Below are 18,300 nucleotides of genomic sequence, written 5' to 3'. Positions count from 1 at the left end.
TGGGCCAGCCAGTTGTCGAGGGTGGGAGGGGTCGCGGGTGCCCGCGATACGTATGACCCGGACACACCGGATTCTGATCGGTGTGGTCGTCGCCGGTGCGGTGGTGATCGCCGCGATCGGCTTCGCGGGCTCGTACGCCGCGGTGCGGGAGCTGGCCCGGGCCAAGGGCTTCGGCTGGTTCGCGAACGTCTTCCCGATCGGGGTGGACGCCGGGATCGTGGTGCTGCTCTCCCTGGACCTGCTGCTGACCTGGCTGCGGATCCCCTTCCCGCTGCTGCGCCAGACCGCCTGGCTGCTGACGGCCGCCACCATCGCCTTCAACGGGGCCGCGGCCTGGCCCGACCCGGTCGGGGTCGGCATGCACGGCATCATCCCCGTGCTCTTCGTGGTCTGCGTGGAGGCCGCCCGGCACGCGGTGGGACGCGTCGCGGACCTGACGGCCGACAAGCACATGGAATCGGTCCGCCTCACCCGCTGGCTGCTGGCCCCCTTCCCCACCTTCCGGCTCTGGCGCCGGATGAAACTGTGGGAACTGCGCTCCTACGACCAGGTCATCCGCCTCGAACAGGACCGCCTGGTCTACCAGGCCCGCCTCCAGGCCCGCTACGGCCGCACCTGGCGCCGCAAAGCCCCCATCGAAGCCCTCATGCCCCTGCGCCTGGCCCGCTATGGCATCCCCCTCGCCGAAACCGCCACCCTCGGCCTCGCCGCCGCCGGCATCACCCTCGCCGAGCCGGCACCGGCTCCAGTACCGGCACCCACGCCGGCGCTGGCCCTGGAGCCGAAGCCCCAGGCCCCGGCCCAGCCCCAGGCACCGCAGGAGAGCCGGCCGCAGCCGGCACCCACGCGCCATCGCGCACCGGGGCCCGCACCGGCACCCACGCCCGCACCTGAGCCCGTACCTGCTCCCGCCCCCGCCCCCGAGCACATATCGGCGCCGCAGGTCCCCGTGGCCCCCGGCCGCGTCCGTACCCTCGCCAACGGCTATGCGTTCGCCGCGGCACCGCACGCCGCACCCGAACCCGAGCCCGCACCCGAGCCGGAGCCCGAACCCGAGCCGGAAGCGGAACCCGCACGGCGCCGCCCGCCGCACGTCGAGCCCGATGTCCCGCGCGAGGAGCAGTACTACGGGGCGTTCCGCCGCTATGTCATCGAGTACGGCGAGTTCCCCAACCCGCGCCAGTTCGGCCGTTATCTGCTGGAGAACCACGGCATCACGGGCCGTACCGGCGGCCCGCTCAGCGAGGGGACGCTGCGGCGGTATCTGACGGATTTCGAGTCCCAGTACCGCACGGAATGGGACACCGAGCACGTCCCGTAGCCCCCGGAACGACCGATCCCCCGGCGGTCCGGAGAATCCGGCCCGTCAGGGGATCGAGTGCGGCAGGGGACAGCCGTCGGGTCAGCTCGCGCCGAGCAGCAGGCGTACCCGGTCCGCGCCCACGGCCAGCAGCAGGGTGGGCAGCCGCGGTCCGGTGTCCCGGCCGACGAGCAGCTGGTAGAGCAGCGCGAAGAACGACCGCTGCGCGACCTTCAGTTCGGGCGTGGGCTTGGCGTCGGCCGCCAGACCGGCCTGGAGCTTGGGCACGGCGTAGACGAGGGTCGTCAGGCCGTCCAGCGACCAGTGGTCGTCGAGCCCGTCGATCAGCAGGTCGAGCGCCGCGCGATCGGCCGCGGAGAGGCTGGAGAGGGCCCCGCGGTCGGGCTCGGCGCGGACGCGGGTGCGCTGGTCGGCCGGTACGTGGGTGGTGATCCACGCCTGTGCGCGGTCGAGGCGCGGCCGGGTCTCGTCCAGGGACGTGACGGGGTTGCTGGGGTCGAGGTCGCGCAGGATGCGCAGGGTCTGCTCGTCGTGGCCAGTGGTGATGTCGACGACGGAGGCGAGCGTCCGGTAGGGCAGCGGGTGCGGCGTCGTCGGCAGCTCGCCGTCCGCGGTGCGGATGGCGCGGCCGTACGCGGCGGCGTCAGCGGCCTGTACGGTGCCGTCGGCGATCTTGCGTTCCAGTGCGTCCCACTCGTCGTAGGTCCGCTGGATCTCCTGGTCGAAGGCGATCTTGAACGACTGGTTGGGGCGGCGGCGGGCGTAGAGCCAGCGCACCAGAGGGGCTTCCATGATCTCCAGCGCGTCGGCGGGCGTGGGGACGCCGCCGGCGGAGCTGCTCATCTTGGCCATGCCGCTGATGCCGACGAAGGCGTACATCGGGCCGATGGGCTGCTCGCCGCCGAAGATCTCGCGGACGATCTGCCCGCCGACGACGAAGGAGGAGCCGGGCGAGGAGTGGTCGACGCCCGAGGGCTCGAAGATCACGCCCTCGTAGGCCCAGCGCATCGGCCAGTCGACCTTCCAGACCAGCTTGCCGCGGTTGTGCTCGGAGAGCTTGACCGTCTCGGCGTGGCCGCAGGCGCACGTGTAGGAGAGCTCGGTGGTCTCGTCGTCGTAGGACGTGACCGTAGTGAGGTCCTTGTCGCAGACCGAGCAGTACGGCTTGTACGGGTAGTAGCCCGCGCCGCCGGTGCCGTCGTCCTCGTCCGCGGCACCGGAGCCCGCGGCGGCCTCGACCTCTGCCTCGTCGAGCGGCTTCTGCTGCTGCTTCTTGCCGCCAGCCGGCTTGTCCTTCGTCCGGTAGCGGTCGAGGATCGCGTCGATGGCGGCGCGCTCGCGCATGGCGAAGAGGATCTGCTCACGGTAGGCGCCGGCCGTGTACTGCTCGGTCTGGCTGATGCCGTGGAACTCGATGCCCAGCTCGGCGAGCGCGGCGATCATCGGTGCCTTGAAGTGTTCGGCCCACGACGCGTACCGGCTGCCGGGAGGCGCGGGCACGGAGGTCAGCGGCTTGCCGATGTGCTCGGCCCAGGACGGGTCGACGCCGTTGGGGACCTTGCGGAAGCGGTCGTAGTCGTCCCACGAGATGAGGTGGACGCATTCGCGCCCGCGGCGGCGGATCTCGTCGGCCACGAGGTGCGGGGTCATGACCTCGCGCAGGTTGCCGAGGTGGATCGGGCCGGACGGGCTGAGGCCCGATGCACAGACGATCGGTTTGCCGGGAGCGCGGCGGTCCGCCTCGGCAATGACCTCGTCCGCGAAACGGGAGACCCAGTCGGTCTCGGGGCTCTGAGCCACGATCGGCACTTCCTTCCTCGACAGCATGTCGGACCATTCTCACAGACCCGATAGGGGATCCGGAAAAGGGTTTCGGTCCCATGGGATACTCGAAGGGTTTCCATCGCCCCCTTCTAGGAATGGCATCCACCCCATGGCTTCGGTCCCCTCCCTTTCCGCTTCTGTCCAGCAGCGTGTCTCGGCCGCCCTCTCGGCCGCCGTTCCGTCGGCCGCCGATGCCGACCCGCTGCTGCGCCGAAGCGACCGAGCGGACTTCCAGGCCAACGGTGTGCTGGGCCTGGCGAAGAGGAACAAGACGAATCCGCGGGAGCTGGCGGCCCAGGTCGTCGCGGGCCTGCCCACCGACGAGCTGATCTCCGACATCGAGGTGTCGGGACCCGGCTTCCTCAACATCACGATCTCCGACGCGGCGATCACCTCCACGCTGGCCGCCCGCGCCGCCGACGACCGCCTCGGCGTGCCGTTCGCGGCGAACCCCGGCACCACGGTGATCGACTACGCCCAGCCGAACGTGGCGAAGGAGATGCACGTCGGTCATCTGCGGTCGTCCGTGATCGGTGACGCGATCGCCAAGATCCTCGAGTTCGAGGGCGAGACGGTGATCCGCAGGCACCACATCGGGGACTGGGGCACCCAGTTCGGCATGCTCATCCAGTACCTGATCGAGCACCCGCACGAGCTGGACCACGACGCCGCCAACGCCGACGGCGAGGCGTCCATGTCCCGCCTCAACCGCCTCTACAAGGCCTCCCGCACGCTGTTCGACGCCGACGAGGCGTTCAAGGACCGGGCCCGCAAGCGGGTCGTGGACCTCCAGGCCGGGGACCGGGAGACGCTGGCGCTCTGGCAGCGGTTCGTCGACGAATCGAAGATCTACTTCTACTCGGTCTACAAGAAGCTGGACATCGAGATCCGCGACGCCGACATCGTCGGTGAGAGCGGCTACAACGACATGCTCGTCGAGACCTGCAAGATCCTTGAGGACACCGGCGTCGCGGTGCGCTCCAACGGCGCTCTCTGTGTCTTCTTCGACGACATCAAGGGCAAGGACGGCGAGCCGGTCCCGCTCATCGTGCAGAAGGCGGACGGCGGCTTCGGCTACGCGGCCACCGACCTCTCGGCGATCCGCGACCGCACGCAGGGCCTCCACGCGGACACCCTGCTCTACGTCGTCGACGCCCGTCAGTCCCTGCACTTCCGGATGGTCTTCGAGACCGCCCGGCGGGCCGGCTGGCTCACCGACGAGGTCACCGTCAAGCACCTGCCGTTCGGCACGGTGCTGGGCAAGGACGGCAAGCCGTTCAAGACCCGTGAGGGCGAGACGATCCGGCTGGTCGACCTGCTCGACGAGGCGGTCGAGCGGGCCACCGCCGTGGTCCGCGAGAAGAACGAGGACCTGTCCGACGAGGAGGTCGCGGAGCGCGGCACCGAGGTCGGCATCGGCGCGGTCAAGTACGCGGACCTGTCGACGTCGCTGGGCCGGGACTACGTCTTCGATCTGGACCGGATGGTGTCGCTGACCGGCGACACGAGCGTGTATGTGCAGTACGCGTTCGCCCGCACCCAGTCGATCCTCCGCAAGGCGGCAGAAGCCAAGTCCGTCGCGCGCCCGGAACTGCCGCTGGCCCCGGCCGAGCGCGCGCTCGGCATGCTGCTGGACGAGTTCGGTGACGCCCTCGCGGGCGTCGCGGAGACCTACGAGCCGCACAAGCTGGCCTCGTACCTGTACTCGTTGGCCTCGGCCTTCGCCACGTTCTACGAACAGTGCCCGGTCCTCAAGCCCGAGACCCCCGCAGACGTCCGGGAGAACCGCCTCTTCCTCTGCACCCTGACCGGCCGCACGCTCCGCCAGGGAATGACCCTGCTGGGCATCCGCACCCCCGAGCAGCTCTGACCCTGGTCACAACGCGGCAGTGCCCGGCCCCTCACGCGAGGGGCCGGGCACTGCCGCGTACGGCGGACCACAGGTGCCGGTCGAGCCCGGCCTCGATCGCCGCAGTGGCAAGGATCGCGCGTACCTCAGCGGCCACGCCGGGGGCCGCGTCAAGATCTTCCACGGTCGCTGCCCGCGCTTCCAGTTCGCGCAACCGTGCCGCGCGGTCGGGGATCGCCAGAGCCGAACGGAGCGCCTCGGGCGTAGCGGCTGGTTGCGGCTGGTTGCGGCACCGGCGCTAGCGGGAAAGCTTCTGGGCGACCTCGGTGGCCCAGTACGTGAGGATCATGTTCGCGCCCGCGCGGCGGACGCAGGTCAGGGTCTCCATGATGGTGCGGTCGCGGTCGATCCAGCCGTTCGCGGCGGCGGCCTCGACCATCGCGTACTCGCCGCTGACCTGGTACGCGGCCACCGGTACATCGACCGTGTCGGCGACCTTCCGCAGCACGTCCAGGTATGGGAGCGCCGGCTTGACCATCACCATGTCGGCGCCTTCGGCGAGGTCGAGTGCCAGCTCGCGCAGGGACTCGCGGAAGTTGGCCGGGTCCTGCTGGTAGGTCTTGCGGTCGCCGGTGAGCGAGGAGTCGACGGCCTCGCGGAAGGGGCCGTAGAAGGCCGAGGCGTACTTCGCCGTGTAGGCGAGGATGGATACGTCCTCGAACCCGACCGCGTCCAACGCGTCGCGCACGATGCCGACCTGACCGTCCATCATGCCGGACGGGCCGACGACATGGACGCCCGCGTCGGCCTGGACCTGCGCCATTTCGGCGTAGCGCTCCAGCGTCGCGTCGTTGTCGACCCGGCCCTGCGCGTCTAGCACCCCGCAGTGGCCGTGGTCCGTGAACTCGTCCAGGCACAGGTCCGACATGACGACCACGGAGTCGCCGACCTCGGAGACCACATCGCGGATGGCGACCTGCAGAACGCCGTCGGGTTCGGTGCCCTGCGTGCCGAGCGCGTCCTTCTCCGCCGGCACCCCGAAGAGCATGATCCCGCCGACGCCCGCCCCGGCCGCCTCCAGGGCCGCCTTGCGGAGCGTGTCGCGGGTGTGCTGGAACACGCCGGGCATGGAGGAGACGGCCACCGGCTCGCTGATGCCCTCGCGAACGAACATCGGCAGGATCAGCTCTGCGGGGTTCAGCCGGGTCTCGGCGACCAAGCGCCGCATGGCAGGGCTGGTGCGCAGCCTGCGGGGGCGCACTCCGGGGAAATCACCGTAGGCAGTCATGTCCGAGCCTTCCTCCAACACCGGAGATGTTCAGACGTCCACGCTACGCCCGCGCCCAGCATGCTCTTCCCGACTGGACGTCGGCCGGAGCCGCACCGGCACCCACCGGCAGGAGGGGGTGTGGCGGGGTGTCCCCGCAGGACCGAGAACGCATCGGGCCCCGTCAGGTCGCCCCGTCAGGTCACCGCGCTGGTCGTCCAGCCGCGCAGCAGCGCGTGGATCGTCGATCGGAATGCGGCCTCGGCCGTGGCGGCGTCGAGAGCTCCGGCCAGTTCGAGAGTCACGAGCCCGTGCAGGGCCACCCAGAGCGAGAGGGCGATGCACGTAGCGTCGCCGGTGAGGGCGGACTCCGCCAAGGCGCGATCGATCGCCGCGAGGAGCGGCCGGATGGGGTCATTGGTGCCGACCGCGCCGGACGGGTCGAAGGATTGCACACCGCCGAACAGCACCGTGTAGAGGTGGCTGTGTTCGCGCCCCCATCGACGGTATGCGGCGGCCAGTGCGTAGAGGTCGGCAGGGGTTTCTTCGGAGGTCGGCACTGCCGACATGTCCTGGAACAGGCCGGCGACGGCCCTGTTCCGTACCTCGCCGATCAGCTCGTCCTTGCCGCCGAACAGGGAGTACACCGCCGTCGTTGACGTCCCGGCGGCCGTGGCCAGAGCGCGGACGGTGACCGACTCCCGCGGACGGGTGGCGAGCATCTCGGTCGCGCACGTCACAAGGCGCTCTTTGACGGTCTCGTCATTCGTTCTCGGCCTACCCACGACGGACAGCCTAGCGGCTCTGATAACGTCGTTTTGAAACAGCGTTCCAAAACATCTGGAGACCCTCATGCCGACGTTCGTGATACGTCCTGTCCGCTTGGTCGGCCGCCTGGCCGGCCGCCTGGCGCTGGCCCTGGTTGCCTTCGTGGGGTCAGTCGTCGTCTTTCTGACGCTCATCGCCCTCACGGACGGGGCAGGCTCGGGGCTCCCCGCATGGTTGACGACCCTTGGAATCGCGACGGGCGCCGCACTGTGGTGGGGTCGGCGACGTACCTGGCCAGCGCGGCTCGTGCTGATCCTGCCGATGGTCGTAGCGGCGGCATTGACGGCGTCGGTCTGCGTACCGACCGTGCCCACGGCACGACGGTCCCCGCCCGACCTGCCTTTCGTGGCCACGCAGCACTGGAGCCTGGCCACCGGCAGCCGGGTCGCGGTGTATCACTACCAGCCCGCGAACGCCGGCACCCGACACTCCGTTCCGCTGGTGTATCTCAACGGCGGACCGGTTCGCGGCATCTCGGTTCTTGACCACCGGTTCCTGCAGCTCCTGGCGCGACAGGGCTACGACGTCTACGCCTACGAGCAGGCCGGCGGGGGACGAAGCGATCTGCTTCCCATGGGCCAGTACACGATTTCCAGGTCGGTCCGCGATCTCGGCGCCTTCGTCGATCGCCTGGGCAACGGCAGGGTCGACATCCTCGGATTCTCCTCCGGCGCGGTCGTGCTCACGCGAGCCCTGGCCGACCCGCTCGTCGCCGCCCGCTTGCACCGGGCGATCATCGCCGAGCCCGGCCCGATGGACGGCCCCACCGCGCGGATCAGCGGGCCCAAGGGGCAGAAATCCGCGCGGGGCCTCGCGCCCGCCATGACCGGACCGCGGTCGACGTACACCCCCCGGTACGCCGTCGGATTCGGCCTCATGCGCCTCGGGCTCCTCACCCCGGACACCGGGCTGATCGGACAGGCCGAAGGCGGCAACGCGTTCACCGCCGCCGATCTCGGCAGCGACACCGCATCCGGCTACTGCGCGCGCGACGCGCAGCGCATACCCGTCGAGGACACGGCAGAGAACTTCTCCTTCAGCGCCGCCGCCAGCCTCCGCGTCCAGCAGACGATCAAGGACTCTCCCTCCATCGCCCCGCAACTGAGGCGCTCCGGGACCCCCGCGATGCTGATGATCGCGGAGTGCTCCTCCCAGGTCCGTCCATGGGCGACGGCCGTCCTTGCCAACGATCCCGCCATCCGGCGCGCGCAGTACCTGCCCGGTGTCGGCCACCACATGTGGAACGGCCTCGACGACAACAACGGCCGAGCCGCCGCCATCGTCAGTGCATTCCTTCAGGACAAGCCGGCACCCCTGCCGGACTACCCGACCCGTGGCGAGATCTCCGCGTTCCTGCGCGACCACAAGTAGGGACGGCCTGCAGCCCGCCACCGGCCCAGCGGGCGGGCGCTCGAACGTGTGGGGCCGCCCCCGGCCGGAGGTTGGGGGGAGACGCCCCGTTGCGGCCCCGCCCTTTCGAGCGGGGCCGCAACGGATAGAGAACCAGCCTCAGACCCGAGCCCGCCGCCGCGATCCCGGGCGCCGCTCGCTCGGCCGCGTCACGGGATCGCCCGCGTCCTCCGCCGCCGCGCGGCGGGCCGTGCCGAAGTCCGCCAGCGCCTGTGCCAGCGCGTGCACGGACGGCTCGGGCGACATGACGTCGACCCGGAGCCCGTGCTCCTCGGCGGTCTTCGCCGTCGCCGGCCCGATACACGCGATAACGGTCACGTTGTGCGGTTTCCCGGCGATTCCCACCAGGTTACGCACCGTGCTCGACGACGTGAAAAGCACCGCGTCGAACCCGCCGCCCTTGATGGCCTCACGCGTGTCGGCAGGTGGAGGCGAGGCGCGTACGGTCCGGTACGCCGTGACGTCGTCGACCTCCCACCCGAGCTCGACGAGCCCCGCGACGAGCGTCTCCGTGGCGATGTCCGCCCGCGGCAGGAACACCCGGTCGATCGGGTCGAAAACCGGATCGTACGGAGGCCAGTCCTCCAACAACCCCGCAGCCGACTGCTCACCGCTCGGGACGAGATCCGGCTTGACGCCGAACTCGACCAGCGACTGCGCCGTCTGCTCGCCGACCGCGGCGACCTTGATGCCGGCGAAGGCGCGGGCGTCGAGCCCGTACTCCTCGAACTTCTCGCGCACGGCCTTCACGGCGTTCACCGATGTGAAGGCGATCCACTCGTAGCGCCCGGTGACCAGCCCCTTCACCGCCCGCTCCATCTGCTGCGGAGTGCGCGGCGGCTCGACGGCGATCGTCGGGACCTCGTGCGGGACCGCGCCGTACGAGCGCAGCTGGTCCGACAGGGAGGCGGCCTGTTCCTTCGTACGCGGTACGAGGACGCGCCAGCCGAACAGCGGCTTGGTCTCGAACCAGGACAGCTGGGCGCGCTGGAGACTGCGCTGGCCGACCACGGCTATCGCAGCGATCGGGCCCTCGGGCGTCGGCAGCGCCTTGGTGGCCTTGAGCTCGGAGGCGATCGTGGCCAGTGTCGCGGTCCAGGTGCGCTGCCGGGTCGTCGTACCGGCGACCGTGACCGACAGCGGAGTGTCGGGCTTGCGGCCCGCCGCGATCAGTTCGGCGGCGGTGGCGACCACGGTCTGCAAGGTGGTGGAGAGCACGAGGGTGGCATCGCTCGCGCCGACCTCGCTCCAGCACCGGTCGGAGGCGGTGGCGGCGTCGACGAAACGGACGTCCGCGCTGAGCGGCACCCCGGCATAGGCGGGTACGCCCACGGCCGCGGAGACGCCCGGCACGACCTCGAAGGGGATGCCGGCCGCGGCGCAGGCGAGCATCTCGCCCGCCGCGCAGTTGTCCATGCCGGGATCACCCGCTACCGCACGGACGACCCGCTTGCCGGTGCGCGCGGACGCCATGACAAGCTGGGTGGCGGCAGCGGAAGCGTCCAACGCGCCCTGGCCTGCCGCTGGTTCAGCCGTGCCCACATCGGCCCGGGCGTGCGCACGCACGACCTCGAGTACGTGCGGGTCGCCGACCAGCATGTCGGCATGAGCAAGCGCCTCGACGGCGCGCAAGGTCAACAGCCCGGGATCACCGGGCCCGGCACCGAGGAAGGTGACGTGGCCGAGGCCGGAGTGATTGACGGCGGTGGGGCTCAAAGTTCGCGCTCCCCCATAAGACCGGCTGCGCCCTTGGCGAGCATCTCGGCCGCGAGTTCACGACCGAGAACCGCGGCGTCATCCGCGGACTCAGGGGTTGCACCAGTGATGGACATCTGCACCAGCTGGGTGCCGTCGGTCGTACCGACGACGCCGCGCAGGCGCAGCTCGGAAATCTGTCCGTCGGCCACAAGGTCGGCGAGCGCGCCCACAGGGGCGGAGCAGCCGGCCTCGAGGGCGGCGAGCAGTGATCGTTCCGCGGTGACGGCGGCCCGGGTGAACGGGTCGTCGAGCTCCGCGAGCTGTGCGGCCAGTGCCAGGCCCGCCGGGTGGTCGGCGGCACATTCGATGGCCAGCGCCCCCTGTCCGGGGGCGGGCAGGACGGCTTCGACGGGGATCAGCTGGGTCGCCTCACCGAGGCGGCCGAGCCGGCTGAGCCCGGCGGCGGCGAGGACGACTGCGTCGAGTTCGCCCGAGGTGACGTAGCCGATGCGGGTGTCGACGTTGCCACGGATGGGCACGGTCTCGATCTCGCGGCCGAGGCTGCGGGCCCAGGCGTTCAACTGCGCCATCCTGCGCGGCGATCCGGTGCCGATCCGAACGCTCTGCGGCAGGGCCGCGAGCTGCTCGAACGTCAGCCCGTCGCGGGCCACCAGTGCGTCGCGCGGGTCCTCGCGGACCGGGATCGCGGCGAGCGCGAGCCCTTCGGCGGGGGTCGTCGGGAGGTCCTTGAGCGAGTGCACGGCGAAGTCGATCTCGCCGGAGAGCAGCGCGTCACGCAGCGCGGAGACGAAGACTCCGGTGCCGCCGATCTGCGCGAGGTGCTCGCGGGAGACATCTCCGTACGTGGTGATCTCGACGAGCTCGACCGGACGGCCGGTGAGCCGGCGTACCTGATCCGCCACCATTCCGGACTGCGCCATGGCGAGCTTGCTGCGCCGGGTGCCCAATTTCAATGCGGTGGGGCCGTTCATGGCCGCCCTCGATTCGGGTCGTCGGCCCTGCTGACGGCGGCGACCGCCTGCGGGTCGAGGTCGAAGAGTTCACGCAGCGCGTCGGCGTACCCGGCGCCGCCGGGTTCGCCCGCGAGCTGCTTGACCCGCACGGTGGGCGCGTGCAGGAGCTTGTCGACGACACGGCGCACGGTCTGGGTGATCTCCGCGCGCAGCTTGTCGTCCAGGTCGGGAAGCCGGCCGTCGAGCCGGGTGAGTTCACCGGTGACGACGTCGGCGGCCATCGCGCGCAGCGCTACGACGGTGGGGGTGATGCGGGCGGCGCGCTGGGCGGCGCCGAAGGCACCGACCTCGGCGGCGACGATCTTGCGGACCTCGTCGACGTCGGCGGCCATGGGCGCGTCGGCGGAGGCCTCGGCGAGGGACTCTATGTCGACCAGGTGGGCGCCTTCGAGACCGTGCACCGCGGCGTCGATGTCACGCGGCATCGCCAGGTCGAGCAGGGCCAGCGGGCTCGCCGCAGCGCCGGTCGCGGTGCGCGTGGCGACGGCGGCGGCGACGGTGGCGTGGTCCAGGACCAGGCCGGTGGCCCCCGTACAGGAGACGACGAGGTCGGCGGAGGCCAGCTCGCCGGCGACGGCGTCGAAGTCGGCGGCCCGGCCGCCGAGGGAGGCTGCGAGCCGCTCCGCGCGGTCGGCGGTGCGGTTGGCGATGACGAGTTCGGTGACGCCCGCGCGGGCGAGGGTCGCGGCGGCGAGCGAGGACATGGAGCCCGCGCCGACCACCAGGACGCGCTTGCCCGCCAGCCGGCCGGTGGTGGCGGCCAGCTGGTCGAGGCCGAAGGTGACGAGCGACTGCCCGGCCCGGTCGATGCCGGTCTCGCTGTGGGCGCGCTTGCCGACCCGCAGGGCCTGCTGGAACAGGTCGTTGAGGAGCCGTCCCGCGGTGTGGAGGTCCTGGCCGAGGGCGAGGGCGTCCTTGATCTGGCCGAGGATCTGGCCCTCGCCGACCACCATGGAGTCCAGGCCGCAGGCGACCGAGAACAGGTGGTGGACGGCCCGGTCCTCGTAGTGCACATAGAGATAAGGAGTGAGCTCTTCGAGGCCGACGCCGCTGTGGTGCGAGAGCAGCATCGACAGCTCGGCGACGCCCGCGTGGAACTTGTCCACGTCCGCGTACAGCTCGATGCGGTTGCACGTGGCGAGCACCGCGGCCTCGGTCGCGGGCTCCGCGGCCAGCGCGTCCTGCAGCAGCTTGGCCTTGGCCTCATCGGCGAGCGCGGCCCGCTCCAGCACGCTGACGGGTGCGCTGCGGTGGCTCAGGCCAACAACGAGAAGACTCATGCCGGCATCACGGCGGGCATGTCCCCGTCCGGGCCCTGGGCGGCCTCGCCGGCCTTGCGCTGCTCGTGGAACGCGAGGATCTGCAGCTCGATGGAGAGGTCGACCTTGCGGACGTCCACGCCTTCGGGCACCTGCAGCACGGTCGGCGCGAAGTTGAGGATGGAGGTGACGCCCGCGGCGACGAGGCGGTCACAGACCTCCTGGGCGGCGCCGGCCGGGGTCGCGATGACGCCGATCGAGACCTGGTTGTCCTCGACGATCGCTTCGAGCTCGTCGATGTGCCGGACCGGGAGTCCGGCCACCAGCTTCCCGGCGAGCCCGGCGTCGGCGTCCAACAGGGCCGCGACGCGGAAACCGCGGGAGGCGAAGCCGCCGTAGTTGGCCAGTGCGGCGCCGAGGTTACCGATACCGACGATCACTACCGGCCAGTCCTGGGTGAGGCCCAGTTCGCGGGAGATCTGGTAGACGAGGTACTCGACGTCGTATCCGACACCGCGGGTCCCGTAGGAGCCGAGGTAGGAGAAGTCCTTGCGCAGCTTCGCGGAGTTGACCCCCGCGGCGGTGGCGAGCTCTTCGGACGACACCGTGGGCACCGAGCGCTCGGAGAGCGTTGTGAGCGCCCGCAGGTACAGCGGAAGCCTGGCGACGGTGGCCTCGGGGATACCTCGGCTGCGGGTCGCCGGTCGGTGAGAACGGCCAGTTGCCACGATGCTCCTGCGGGTAGAGCTGGGCTGCGGACGACCACAGTCCCTGGGGCCGCCCCGTGCATGCCAGGCTATGTCTTTGTGAACGCGTGCACAAAGATACTGTCCGGTTTGTCCGGGGGAAGTGACCGGCATCACGCGCTCCCATTCCGGACATTAGGAACCATTTGCTGTGACGAATCGTTCCATCCCTTCGGGCGCCTCGGCATTTCCCCCGACCAGCCGTCCGGACGGTCCGCCGAACGCCGTCCCCTCCAGAGCGCGTCGACCCCCGGCATATTCGCGATCGTCGGCCATTCCACACCCGCCGCCACGTCCACCGCGGCCGCCTTGTTCGCGGCACCGGCCGTGTGCAGTGTGCCCGGCACATCGGCTCCGCCCGGCGCTTCGGCCGCGTAATGGGCGAACAGCCGCGCGGTCGCCCGCGCGTCACCCAGTGCGGTGTGCGCCGCCCAGTCACCCAGTCCCGCGTCCGCAACGCAAGCCCCAAGCGAGAATCCGCGCGGAGCGGGCACCCGCGACATGGCCATGCGCATCGTGCACAGTTCCGGCACGGCCGGCAGCGTCACACCCAGCCGCGCGTACTCCGCGACGAGGAACGCCCGGTCACAGCCCACGTTGTGTCCCACCAGCACCCTGCCGCGCAGCAGTCCCAGCAGCCTCGGAGCGATCCCGGCGAACCGCGGCGCCCCGCCGACGTGATTCTCCTCGATGCCATGGATGTGGGTCGGACCGACCGGTCCCTCGGGGTCGATCAACGTACTGAACTCGCCCTGCGGAGCGCACTCCTGGTCGAGCAGCACGACCGCCACCTCGATGATCCGGTGCCGCCGTGAACTGGACCCGGTGGCCTCCAGGTCCACGACGGCATAGCCGCCGGACCCCTGGAACCGTCCCGAGAGCACGCGTCCACACTCCTCACGCCTAAGCCCCCGGGTGTACAAAACGAACTCGATGGTAATCGAATACGCGCACCACGAGTAACGCGTGCAAATCGCCCGCCACCGGCGCGATGGGCCCGGAGCGGCCGTTCAGCCGGTGAGGGCGGTACGCAGCCGCTGCTCGTCGACCCGCCAGAAGTCGTGCTGCTCGCCGTCGACCAGCACCACCGGAATCTGTTCCCAGAACTTGCGGTACACCTCCTCGTCCTGCGTGATGTCCAGCTCTTCGACCCGGGAGCCGAGCTCCCCCGCGACCTTTTCGATCACCGCGCGGGCGTCGTCGCACAGATGACAGCCGGGCTTGCCGATCAGCGTCACGGTGCGGTCGGCGGGATCCTTGCGGGCGCCACGGCGCAGGAGAGGGCTCATTCAAGACATTGTGCCCCCGGGAGGCCGCCGCGGTCCCGGCCGGAGCGGATCAGTGCGCCGGGTAACGCGTCCGTCGCGAGGAGTTCACGCCATCGCTCCTTACGCGGCCAGGACCGGCCGAACAAACTGGCTATGCTCGCCGTATGGCCGCTTTGCAATGGCTCACCCCCCGTAAACACTCCGCGACCGCACGCAGCGTCCTGGCAGGCGAGGCCGCGGCCGAGGCCGCACTCGCGGCGCCGGCCGCAGAGCCCGAGAGGCCCGGCGACGGCACGCGGCGCGAGAAGAGCGAGAAGCCGGGTAAGAACGGAACGGCGCCGGAATTCCCCGTTGCAGGGGATCCGAACGCCGCCGCCTTCTTCGACCTCGACAACACCGTCATGCAGGGCGCCGCGATCTTCCACTTCGGCCGCGGTCTGTACAAGCGGAAGTTCTTCCACAAGCGCGAGCTGGCCCGCTTCGCCTGGCAGCAGGCATGGTTCCGGCTGGCCGGCTCCGAGGACCCCGAGCACATGCAGGACGCGCGGGACAGCGCGCTGTCGATCGTCAAGGGGCACCGCGTCGAGGAGCTCATGTCGATCGGCGAGGAGATCTACGACGAGTACATGGCCGGGAAGATCTGGCCGGGCACCCGGGCGCTCGCCCAGGCCCACCTCGACGCGGGGCAGCGTGTCTGGCTCGTCACGGCCGCGCCCGTGGAGACCGCGACGATCATCGCCCGCCGGCTGGGCCTGACCGGCGCGCTCGGCACCGTCGCCGAGTCCGTCGGCGGCATCTACACCGGCCGCCTGGTCGGCGAACCGCTGCACGGCCCCTCGAAGGCCGAAGCGGTCCGGGCGCTGGCCGCCGCCGAGGGCCTGCACCTGTCGCGCTGCGCCGCGTACAGCGACTCGGCGAACGACATCCCGATGCTGTCGCTGGTCGGGCACCCCTACGCGATCAATCCGGACGCCCGGCTGCGCAAGCACGCCCGCGCCGAGGGCTGGCGGCTGCGCGACTACCGCACCGGCCGCAAGGCCGCGAAGATCGGCATCCCGGCGGCCGCCGGTGTCGGCGCCGTCGCGGGCGGAGCGGTCGCCGCGGTCGCGATCCACCGCCGCCGCCGCTAGGGCCTGTCCGAGCCCGGACTCCGTCAGGTTCGGGACCGGGCGGGCCGACTTCGGCCCGCCCGGGCGCGCGGCGTTGCCCCCTCTGGACCCACGGCAGTCGCAGCACTGCCGCACAGCCTCAACACCCACTCCCTGCGAGCATTTCACGAACAGAAGCGGTCAACTTCTATTCAATGTTCGATAATTGATCGATCACCAATACATCCAGGATCCGACGTAACCGGCGATTTAGGCAACACGGTGTAGCGCTGCCTGTACGAAGCGTTATTCTCCTCAGACGCAATCGGAACCCACTCGTCGACACGGCGGGTACACGGTCCCGTACTGCACGTGATGGAAGTTCTGCCTCTGGGAGTCCCGTGTACCCACACGACGGGGTTGACACCTCCGGCCTGGCAACGCTGCGCGCATTGGTGAACGACTGCCTGCGCGTTGTCCCCGCGTCTGCCGTGCCCGCCCTCGCCACGCCCTTTCCCGCCGGCCCCGCGTACGCACTGGCCGAAGTCAGCACCGCCGCAGGCAGACGCACCCGGAACAATCCTCAGAGCGGCTCCGGCGGCAGCGCCGCCGGCGGACCCGCGGTACGCCGTCCCGCCGCGGACAGCGACAGCGGCCGGATGATGGACCTCGTCGAGCGGGCCCAGGCCGGCGAGACCGAGGCCTTCGGCCGGCTCTACGACCACTACTCCGACACCGTCTACCGCTACATCTACTACCGCGTGGGCGGCAAGGCGACAGCCGAGGACCTGACCAGCGAGACGTTCCTGCGCGCACTGCGCCGGATCAGCACCTTCACCTGGCAGGGCCGCGACTTCGGCGCCTGGCTCGTCACCATCGCCCGCAACCTGGTCGCCGACCACTTCAAATCCAGCCGGTTCCGCCTCGAAGTCACCACCGGCGAGATGCTCGACGCCAACGAGGTCGAGCGCAGCCCCGAGGACTCGGTGCTGGAACAGCTGTCCAACGAGGCGCTGCTCGTCGCGGTACGAAAACTCAACCCGCAGCAGCAGGAGTGCGTGACCCTGCGCTTCCTGCAGGGCCTGTCGGTGGCCGAAACCGCACGCATCATGGGCAAGAACGAAGGGGCGATCAAAACCCTGCAGTACCGCGCCGTGCGGACCTTGGCGAGACTCCTCCCCGAAGACGCCCGGTGAGACCGAGTTGTCCCTTATTTCCCAGCCCATTTCCCACCCTCTCCGGTCCGATCATCATGGCCGCGTAACCCAACTGGCGCGGCGCTCGTTGCACCACATGCAGACACCTCTCTGCCGCGCTCTGGCCGCTTCCAGTCACTCGATTGGGTGGACAGAAACAAGGAATGCAACCTTCCGGGCGGCTTCGGGAGTCGAGTGTGGATGACGAGAGGAGGTGCCGCCCATGATCGGACAAGCAACGGCACACCGTCGGGCGAACGCCTTCGCCCAGGCCCTTGAGACCGCGGATTTCCCGGGGCACGACCCCCAGGACTCCAGCAGCGCGCCTCAGGAGCCCGCCGGCGAACATGGCGCCCATGCCACTGACCGGCATGCCGACCCCTACCAGGGCCAGCTGCTGGCTCTGGTCGGCGCCATCGGCAATCGGCAGCAGCCGATGCTGAGCGCAGAGGCGAAGACGGTGCAACGTGCCCAACTGATCGCCGCGATGGAGACCGCGCTTGCCGACGGCAGCCTTGAGGTCTCCCCCAAGGTCCCCGAGCAACGCACCGGCGGCGCCCACCGCGCCACCGGGCTCGGGAAACTCAGGCCACGGTCCCGCTGGTCCCGCCGGCTCGCCGCCGGCGGGCTCTCCGTGGGCGTCGCGGCCGGAGCCCTCGGCGGCGTCGCGGCGGCCAGTACGAACGCACTGCCCGGCGATACCCTCTACGGCCTCAAGCGGGGCATGGAGGATCTCAAGCTGGACATGGCCGGTACCGGCTCCTCCCGCGGAGGGGTCTATCTGGACATGGCCGCGACCCGTATGCAGGAGGCCCGGCGCCTCATGGAGCGGGGCCGCTCGGGCGTACTCGACAGCGAGTCGGTCGGCGAAGTCCGCAAGGCCCTGTCCGGTATGCACCAGGAGGCCGCTGAGGGCCACCGGCTACTGACCGAGGCGTATCAGCGCGACGGCTCCCTCCAGCCGATGGAGCTGCTGAACGCGTTCAACGCCTCGCACCGCGACGGCTGGACCCAGCTGCGCGACCGGCTGCCCACCCAGCTCATCGATGTGAGCGACCAGGTCTCTTCGGTCTTCGATGCCATAGAGCAGGATGTCGCGCCGCTGGCCGGCAAGCTCCCGAAACCCCCGGGCAGCACAGCTCCCGCACACCGTCAGGCCGGCAAACCCGGCTCCGCCGGCAGCGGTCGCAACGGCACGGGCACCCCGGCGCCGCACACCACCGCGAGCGCGGGCACCCGCAGCGGCGACCCGGGCACCACCGTCGGCCCGAGCGCTCCCGGCTCCGGCACGGACGGCCTCCTGGGCGGTACGGACCATCTGCTTCCCCCGTCACCGGGTACCGGCAGCACCGGCCCGTCGACCAAGCCGGAGTCCACTCCGCCGTCGGTCAAACTGCCCCCGCTGCTCCCCGGCCTGCTCCCGGGCCTCGGCCTCGGAGCCGAGGACGCCAAGGACTAGCACCAAGGACTGGCCACCAGCAGTGCGGCGGCGCCCGGCCCTCATCAGAGGAC

The 18,300-nt window shown here is 70.6% G+C and carries 16 protein-coding genes; 6 read left to right on the top strand and 10 right to left on the bottom strand.

Annotation, left to right across the window (positions count from 1 at the left end; all coding sequences use genetic code 11):
- Window positions 1-52 precede the first annotated feature (52 nt).
- Window positions 53-1,321, top strand: a complete 1,269-nt coding sequence (locus QMK24_RS10420) for a DUF2637 domain-containing protein (RefSeq protein ID WP_283465255.1) — start codon at window positions 53-55, stop codon at window positions 1,319-1,321.
- Between the two features lie 81 nt (window positions 1,322-1,402).
- On the opposite strand, the gene lysS is transcribed toward QMK24_RS10420, so the two are convergent.
- Window positions 1,403-3,148 carry a lysine--tRNA ligase gene (gene lysS, locus QMK24_RS10415; protein WP_283465129.1) on the bottom strand — a complete coding sequence of 582 codons (1,746 nt, stop codon included), beginning with the start codon at window positions 3,146-3,148 and terminating at the stop codon, window positions 1,403-1,405.
- Window positions 3,149-3,254: 106 nt separating this feature from the next.
- On the opposite strand from lysS, the gene argS reads away from it, so the two are divergent.
- Window positions 3,255-5,015: an arginine--tRNA ligase gene (gene argS / locus QMK24_RS10410; RefSeq protein ID WP_283465128.1), complete on the top strand. Its 1,761-nt coding sequence runs from the start codon at window positions 3,255-3,257 to the stop codon at window positions 5,013-5,015.
- A 31-nt stretch (window positions 5,016-5,046) separates the two neighbouring features.
- Here argS and QMK24_RS10405 read toward each other — a convergent pair whose 3' ends face one another.
- The 3 genes from QMK24_RS10405 to QMK24_RS10395 all read right to left on the bottom strand — a co-directional run bounded on the left by QMK24_RS10405 (window position 5,047) and on the right by QMK24_RS10395 (window position 7,046).
- Window positions 5,047-5,178: a hypothetical protein gene (locus QMK24_RS10405; protein WP_283465127.1), complete on the bottom strand. Its 132-nt coding sequence runs from the start codon at window positions 5,176-5,178 to the stop codon at window positions 5,047-5,049.
- 114 nt (window positions 5,179-5,292) lie between these two features.
- A complete protein-coding gene (hemB, locus tag QMK24_RS10400; RefSeq protein ID WP_283465126.1) occupies window positions 5,293-6,282 on the bottom strand; it encodes a porphobilinogen synthase in 990 nt (329 codons plus the stop codon).
- Window positions 6,283-6,458: 176 nt separating this feature from the next.
- Window positions 6,459-7,046 carry a TetR/AcrR family transcriptional regulator gene (locus tag QMK24_RS10395; RefSeq protein ID WP_283465124.1) on the bottom strand — a complete coding sequence of 196 codons (588 nt, stop codon included), beginning with the start codon at window positions 7,044-7,046 and terminating at the stop codon, window positions 6,459-6,461.
- A gap of 67 nt (window positions 7,047-7,113) precedes the next feature.
- Here QMK24_RS10395 and QMK24_RS10390 point away from each other — a divergent pair, with 67 nt between their 5' ends.
- Complete coding sequence (locus QMK24_RS10390) at window positions 7,114-8,460, top strand: alpha/beta fold hydrolase (RefSeq protein WP_283465123.1); 1,347 nt, start codon at window positions 7,114-7,116, stop codon at window positions 8,458-8,460.
- A gap of 138 nt (window positions 8,461-8,598) precedes the next feature.
- On the opposite strand, the gene QMK24_RS10385 is transcribed toward QMK24_RS10390, so the two are convergent.
- The 6 genes from QMK24_RS10385 to QMK24_RS10360 all read right to left on the bottom strand — a co-directional run bounded on the left by QMK24_RS10385 (window position 8,599) and on the right by QMK24_RS10360 (window position 14,525).
- Window positions 8,599-10,215 carry a bifunctional uroporphyrinogen-III C-methyltransferase/uroporphyrinogen-III synthase gene (locus QMK24_RS10385; protein ID WP_283465122.1) on the bottom strand — a complete coding sequence of 539 codons (1,617 nt, stop codon included), beginning with the start codon at window positions 10,213-10,215 and terminating at the stop codon, window positions 8,599-8,601.
- A complete protein-coding gene (hemC, locus tag QMK24_RS10380) occupies window positions 10,212-11,189 on the bottom strand; it encodes a hydroxymethylbilane synthase (protein ID WP_283465121.1) in 978 nt (325 codons plus the stop codon). The genes QMK24_RS10385 and hemC overlap by 4 nt, the downstream gene beginning before the upstream one ends.
- The gene (locus QMK24_RS10375; RefSeq protein WP_283465120.1) at window positions 11,186-12,511 is read right to left on the bottom strand and encodes a glutamyl-tRNA reductase; all 1,326 of its coding nucleotides are present in this window, start codon (window positions 12,509-12,511) and stop codon (window positions 11,186-11,188) included. Before QMK24_RS10375 ends, hemC begins: the two co-directional genes overlap by 4 nt.
- Window positions 12,508-13,218: a redox-sensing transcriptional repressor Rex gene (locus QMK24_RS10370; protein WP_283465118.1), complete on the bottom strand. Its 711-nt coding sequence runs from the start codon at window positions 13,216-13,218 to the stop codon at window positions 12,508-12,510. Before QMK24_RS10370 ends, QMK24_RS10375 begins: the two co-directional genes overlap by 4 nt.
- 131 nt (window positions 13,219-13,349) lie before the next feature.
- Window positions 13,350-14,120 (bottom strand): 3'-5' exonuclease, encoded by a 771-nt coding sequence (locus QMK24_RS10365; protein ID WP_283465117.1) that lies wholly within the window; start codon window positions 14,118-14,120, stop codon window positions 13,350-13,352.
- Between the two features lie 126 nt (window positions 14,121-14,246).
- Complete coding sequence (locus QMK24_RS10360; RefSeq protein ID WP_283465116.1) at window positions 14,247-14,525, bottom strand: glutaredoxin family protein; 279 nt, start codon at window positions 14,523-14,525, stop codon at window positions 14,247-14,249.
- Between the two features lie 143 nt (window positions 14,526-14,668).
- Between QMK24_RS10360 and QMK24_RS10355 the strand changes: the two genes are divergently transcribed.
- The 3 genes from QMK24_RS10355 to QMK24_RS10345 all read left to right on the top strand — a co-directional run bounded on the left by QMK24_RS10355 (window position 14,669) and on the right by QMK24_RS10345 (window position 18,247).
- The gene (locus QMK24_RS10355; protein WP_283465115.1) at window positions 14,669-15,634 is read left to right on the top strand and encodes an HAD family hydrolase; all 966 of its coding nucleotides are present in this window, start codon (window positions 14,669-14,671) and stop codon (window positions 15,632-15,634) included.
- Between the two features lie 359 nt (window positions 15,635-15,993).
- Entirely contained in the window at window positions 15,994-16,788 is a 795-nt protein-coding gene (locus QMK24_RS10350) for an ECF subfamily RNA polymerase sigma factor, BldN family (RefSeq protein ID WP_283465114.1), read from the top strand.
- A 223-nt stretch (window positions 16,789-17,011) separates the two neighbouring features.
- Complete coding sequence (locus QMK24_RS10345) at window positions 17,012-18,247, top strand: DUF5667 domain-containing protein (protein WP_283465112.1); 1,236 nt, start codon at window positions 17,012-17,014, stop codon at window positions 18,245-18,247.
- The last annotated feature ends 53 nt before the right edge of the window (window positions 18,248-18,300 follow it).

The organism is Streptomyces sp. PH10-H1 (genome assembly GCF_030063355.1).
In the GTDB taxonomy this organism is placed as follows: domain Bacteria; phylum Actinomycetota; class Actinomycetes; order Streptomycetales; family Streptomycetaceae; genus Actinacidiphila.
The sequence above is the reverse complement of the archived record's forward strand: the minus strand, read 5'-3'. Positions and strand labels throughout refer to the sequence as shown.

Bases quoted from the DNA above. Each gene is read 5' to 3' on its own strand.
- QMK24_RS10420 (WP_283465255.1), top strand. From the start codon at position 53: ATGACCCGGACACACCGGATTCTGATCGGTGTGGTCGTCGCCGGTGCG.
- lysS (WP_283465129.1), bottom strand. From the start codon at position 3,148: ATGCTGTCGAGGAAGGAAGTGCCGATCGTGGCTCAGAGCCCCGAGACC.
- argS (WP_283465128.1), top strand. From the start codon at position 3,255: ATGGCTTCGGTCCCCTCCCTTTCCGCTTCTGTCCAGCAGCGTGTCTCG.
- hemB (WP_283465126.1), bottom strand. From the start codon at position 6,282: ATGACTGCCTACGGTGATTTCCCCGGAGTGCGCCCCCGCAGGCTGCGC.
- QMK24_RS10390 (WP_283465123.1), top strand. From the start codon at position 7,114: ATGCCGACGTTCGTGATACGTCCTGTCCGCTTGGTCGGCCGCCTGGCC.
- hemC (WP_283465121.1), bottom strand. From the start codon at position 11,189: ATGAACGGCCCCACCGCATTGAAATTGGGCACCCGGCGCAGCAAGCTC.
- QMK24_RS10375 (WP_283465120.1), bottom strand. From the start codon at position 12,511: ATGAGTCTTCTCGTTGTTGGCCTGAGCCACCGCAGCGCACCCGTCAGC.
- QMK24_RS10360 (WP_283465116.1), bottom strand. From the start codon at position 14,525: ATGAGCCCTCTCCTGCGCCGTGGCGCCCGCAAGGATCCCGCCGACCGC.
- QMK24_RS10355 (WP_283465115.1), top strand. From the start codon at position 14,669: ATGGCCGCTTTGCAATGGCTCACCCCCCGTAAACACTCCGCGACCGCA.
- QMK24_RS10345 (WP_283465112.1), top strand. From the start codon at position 17,012: ATGATCGGACAAGCAACGGCACACCGTCGGGCGAACGCCTTCGCCCAG.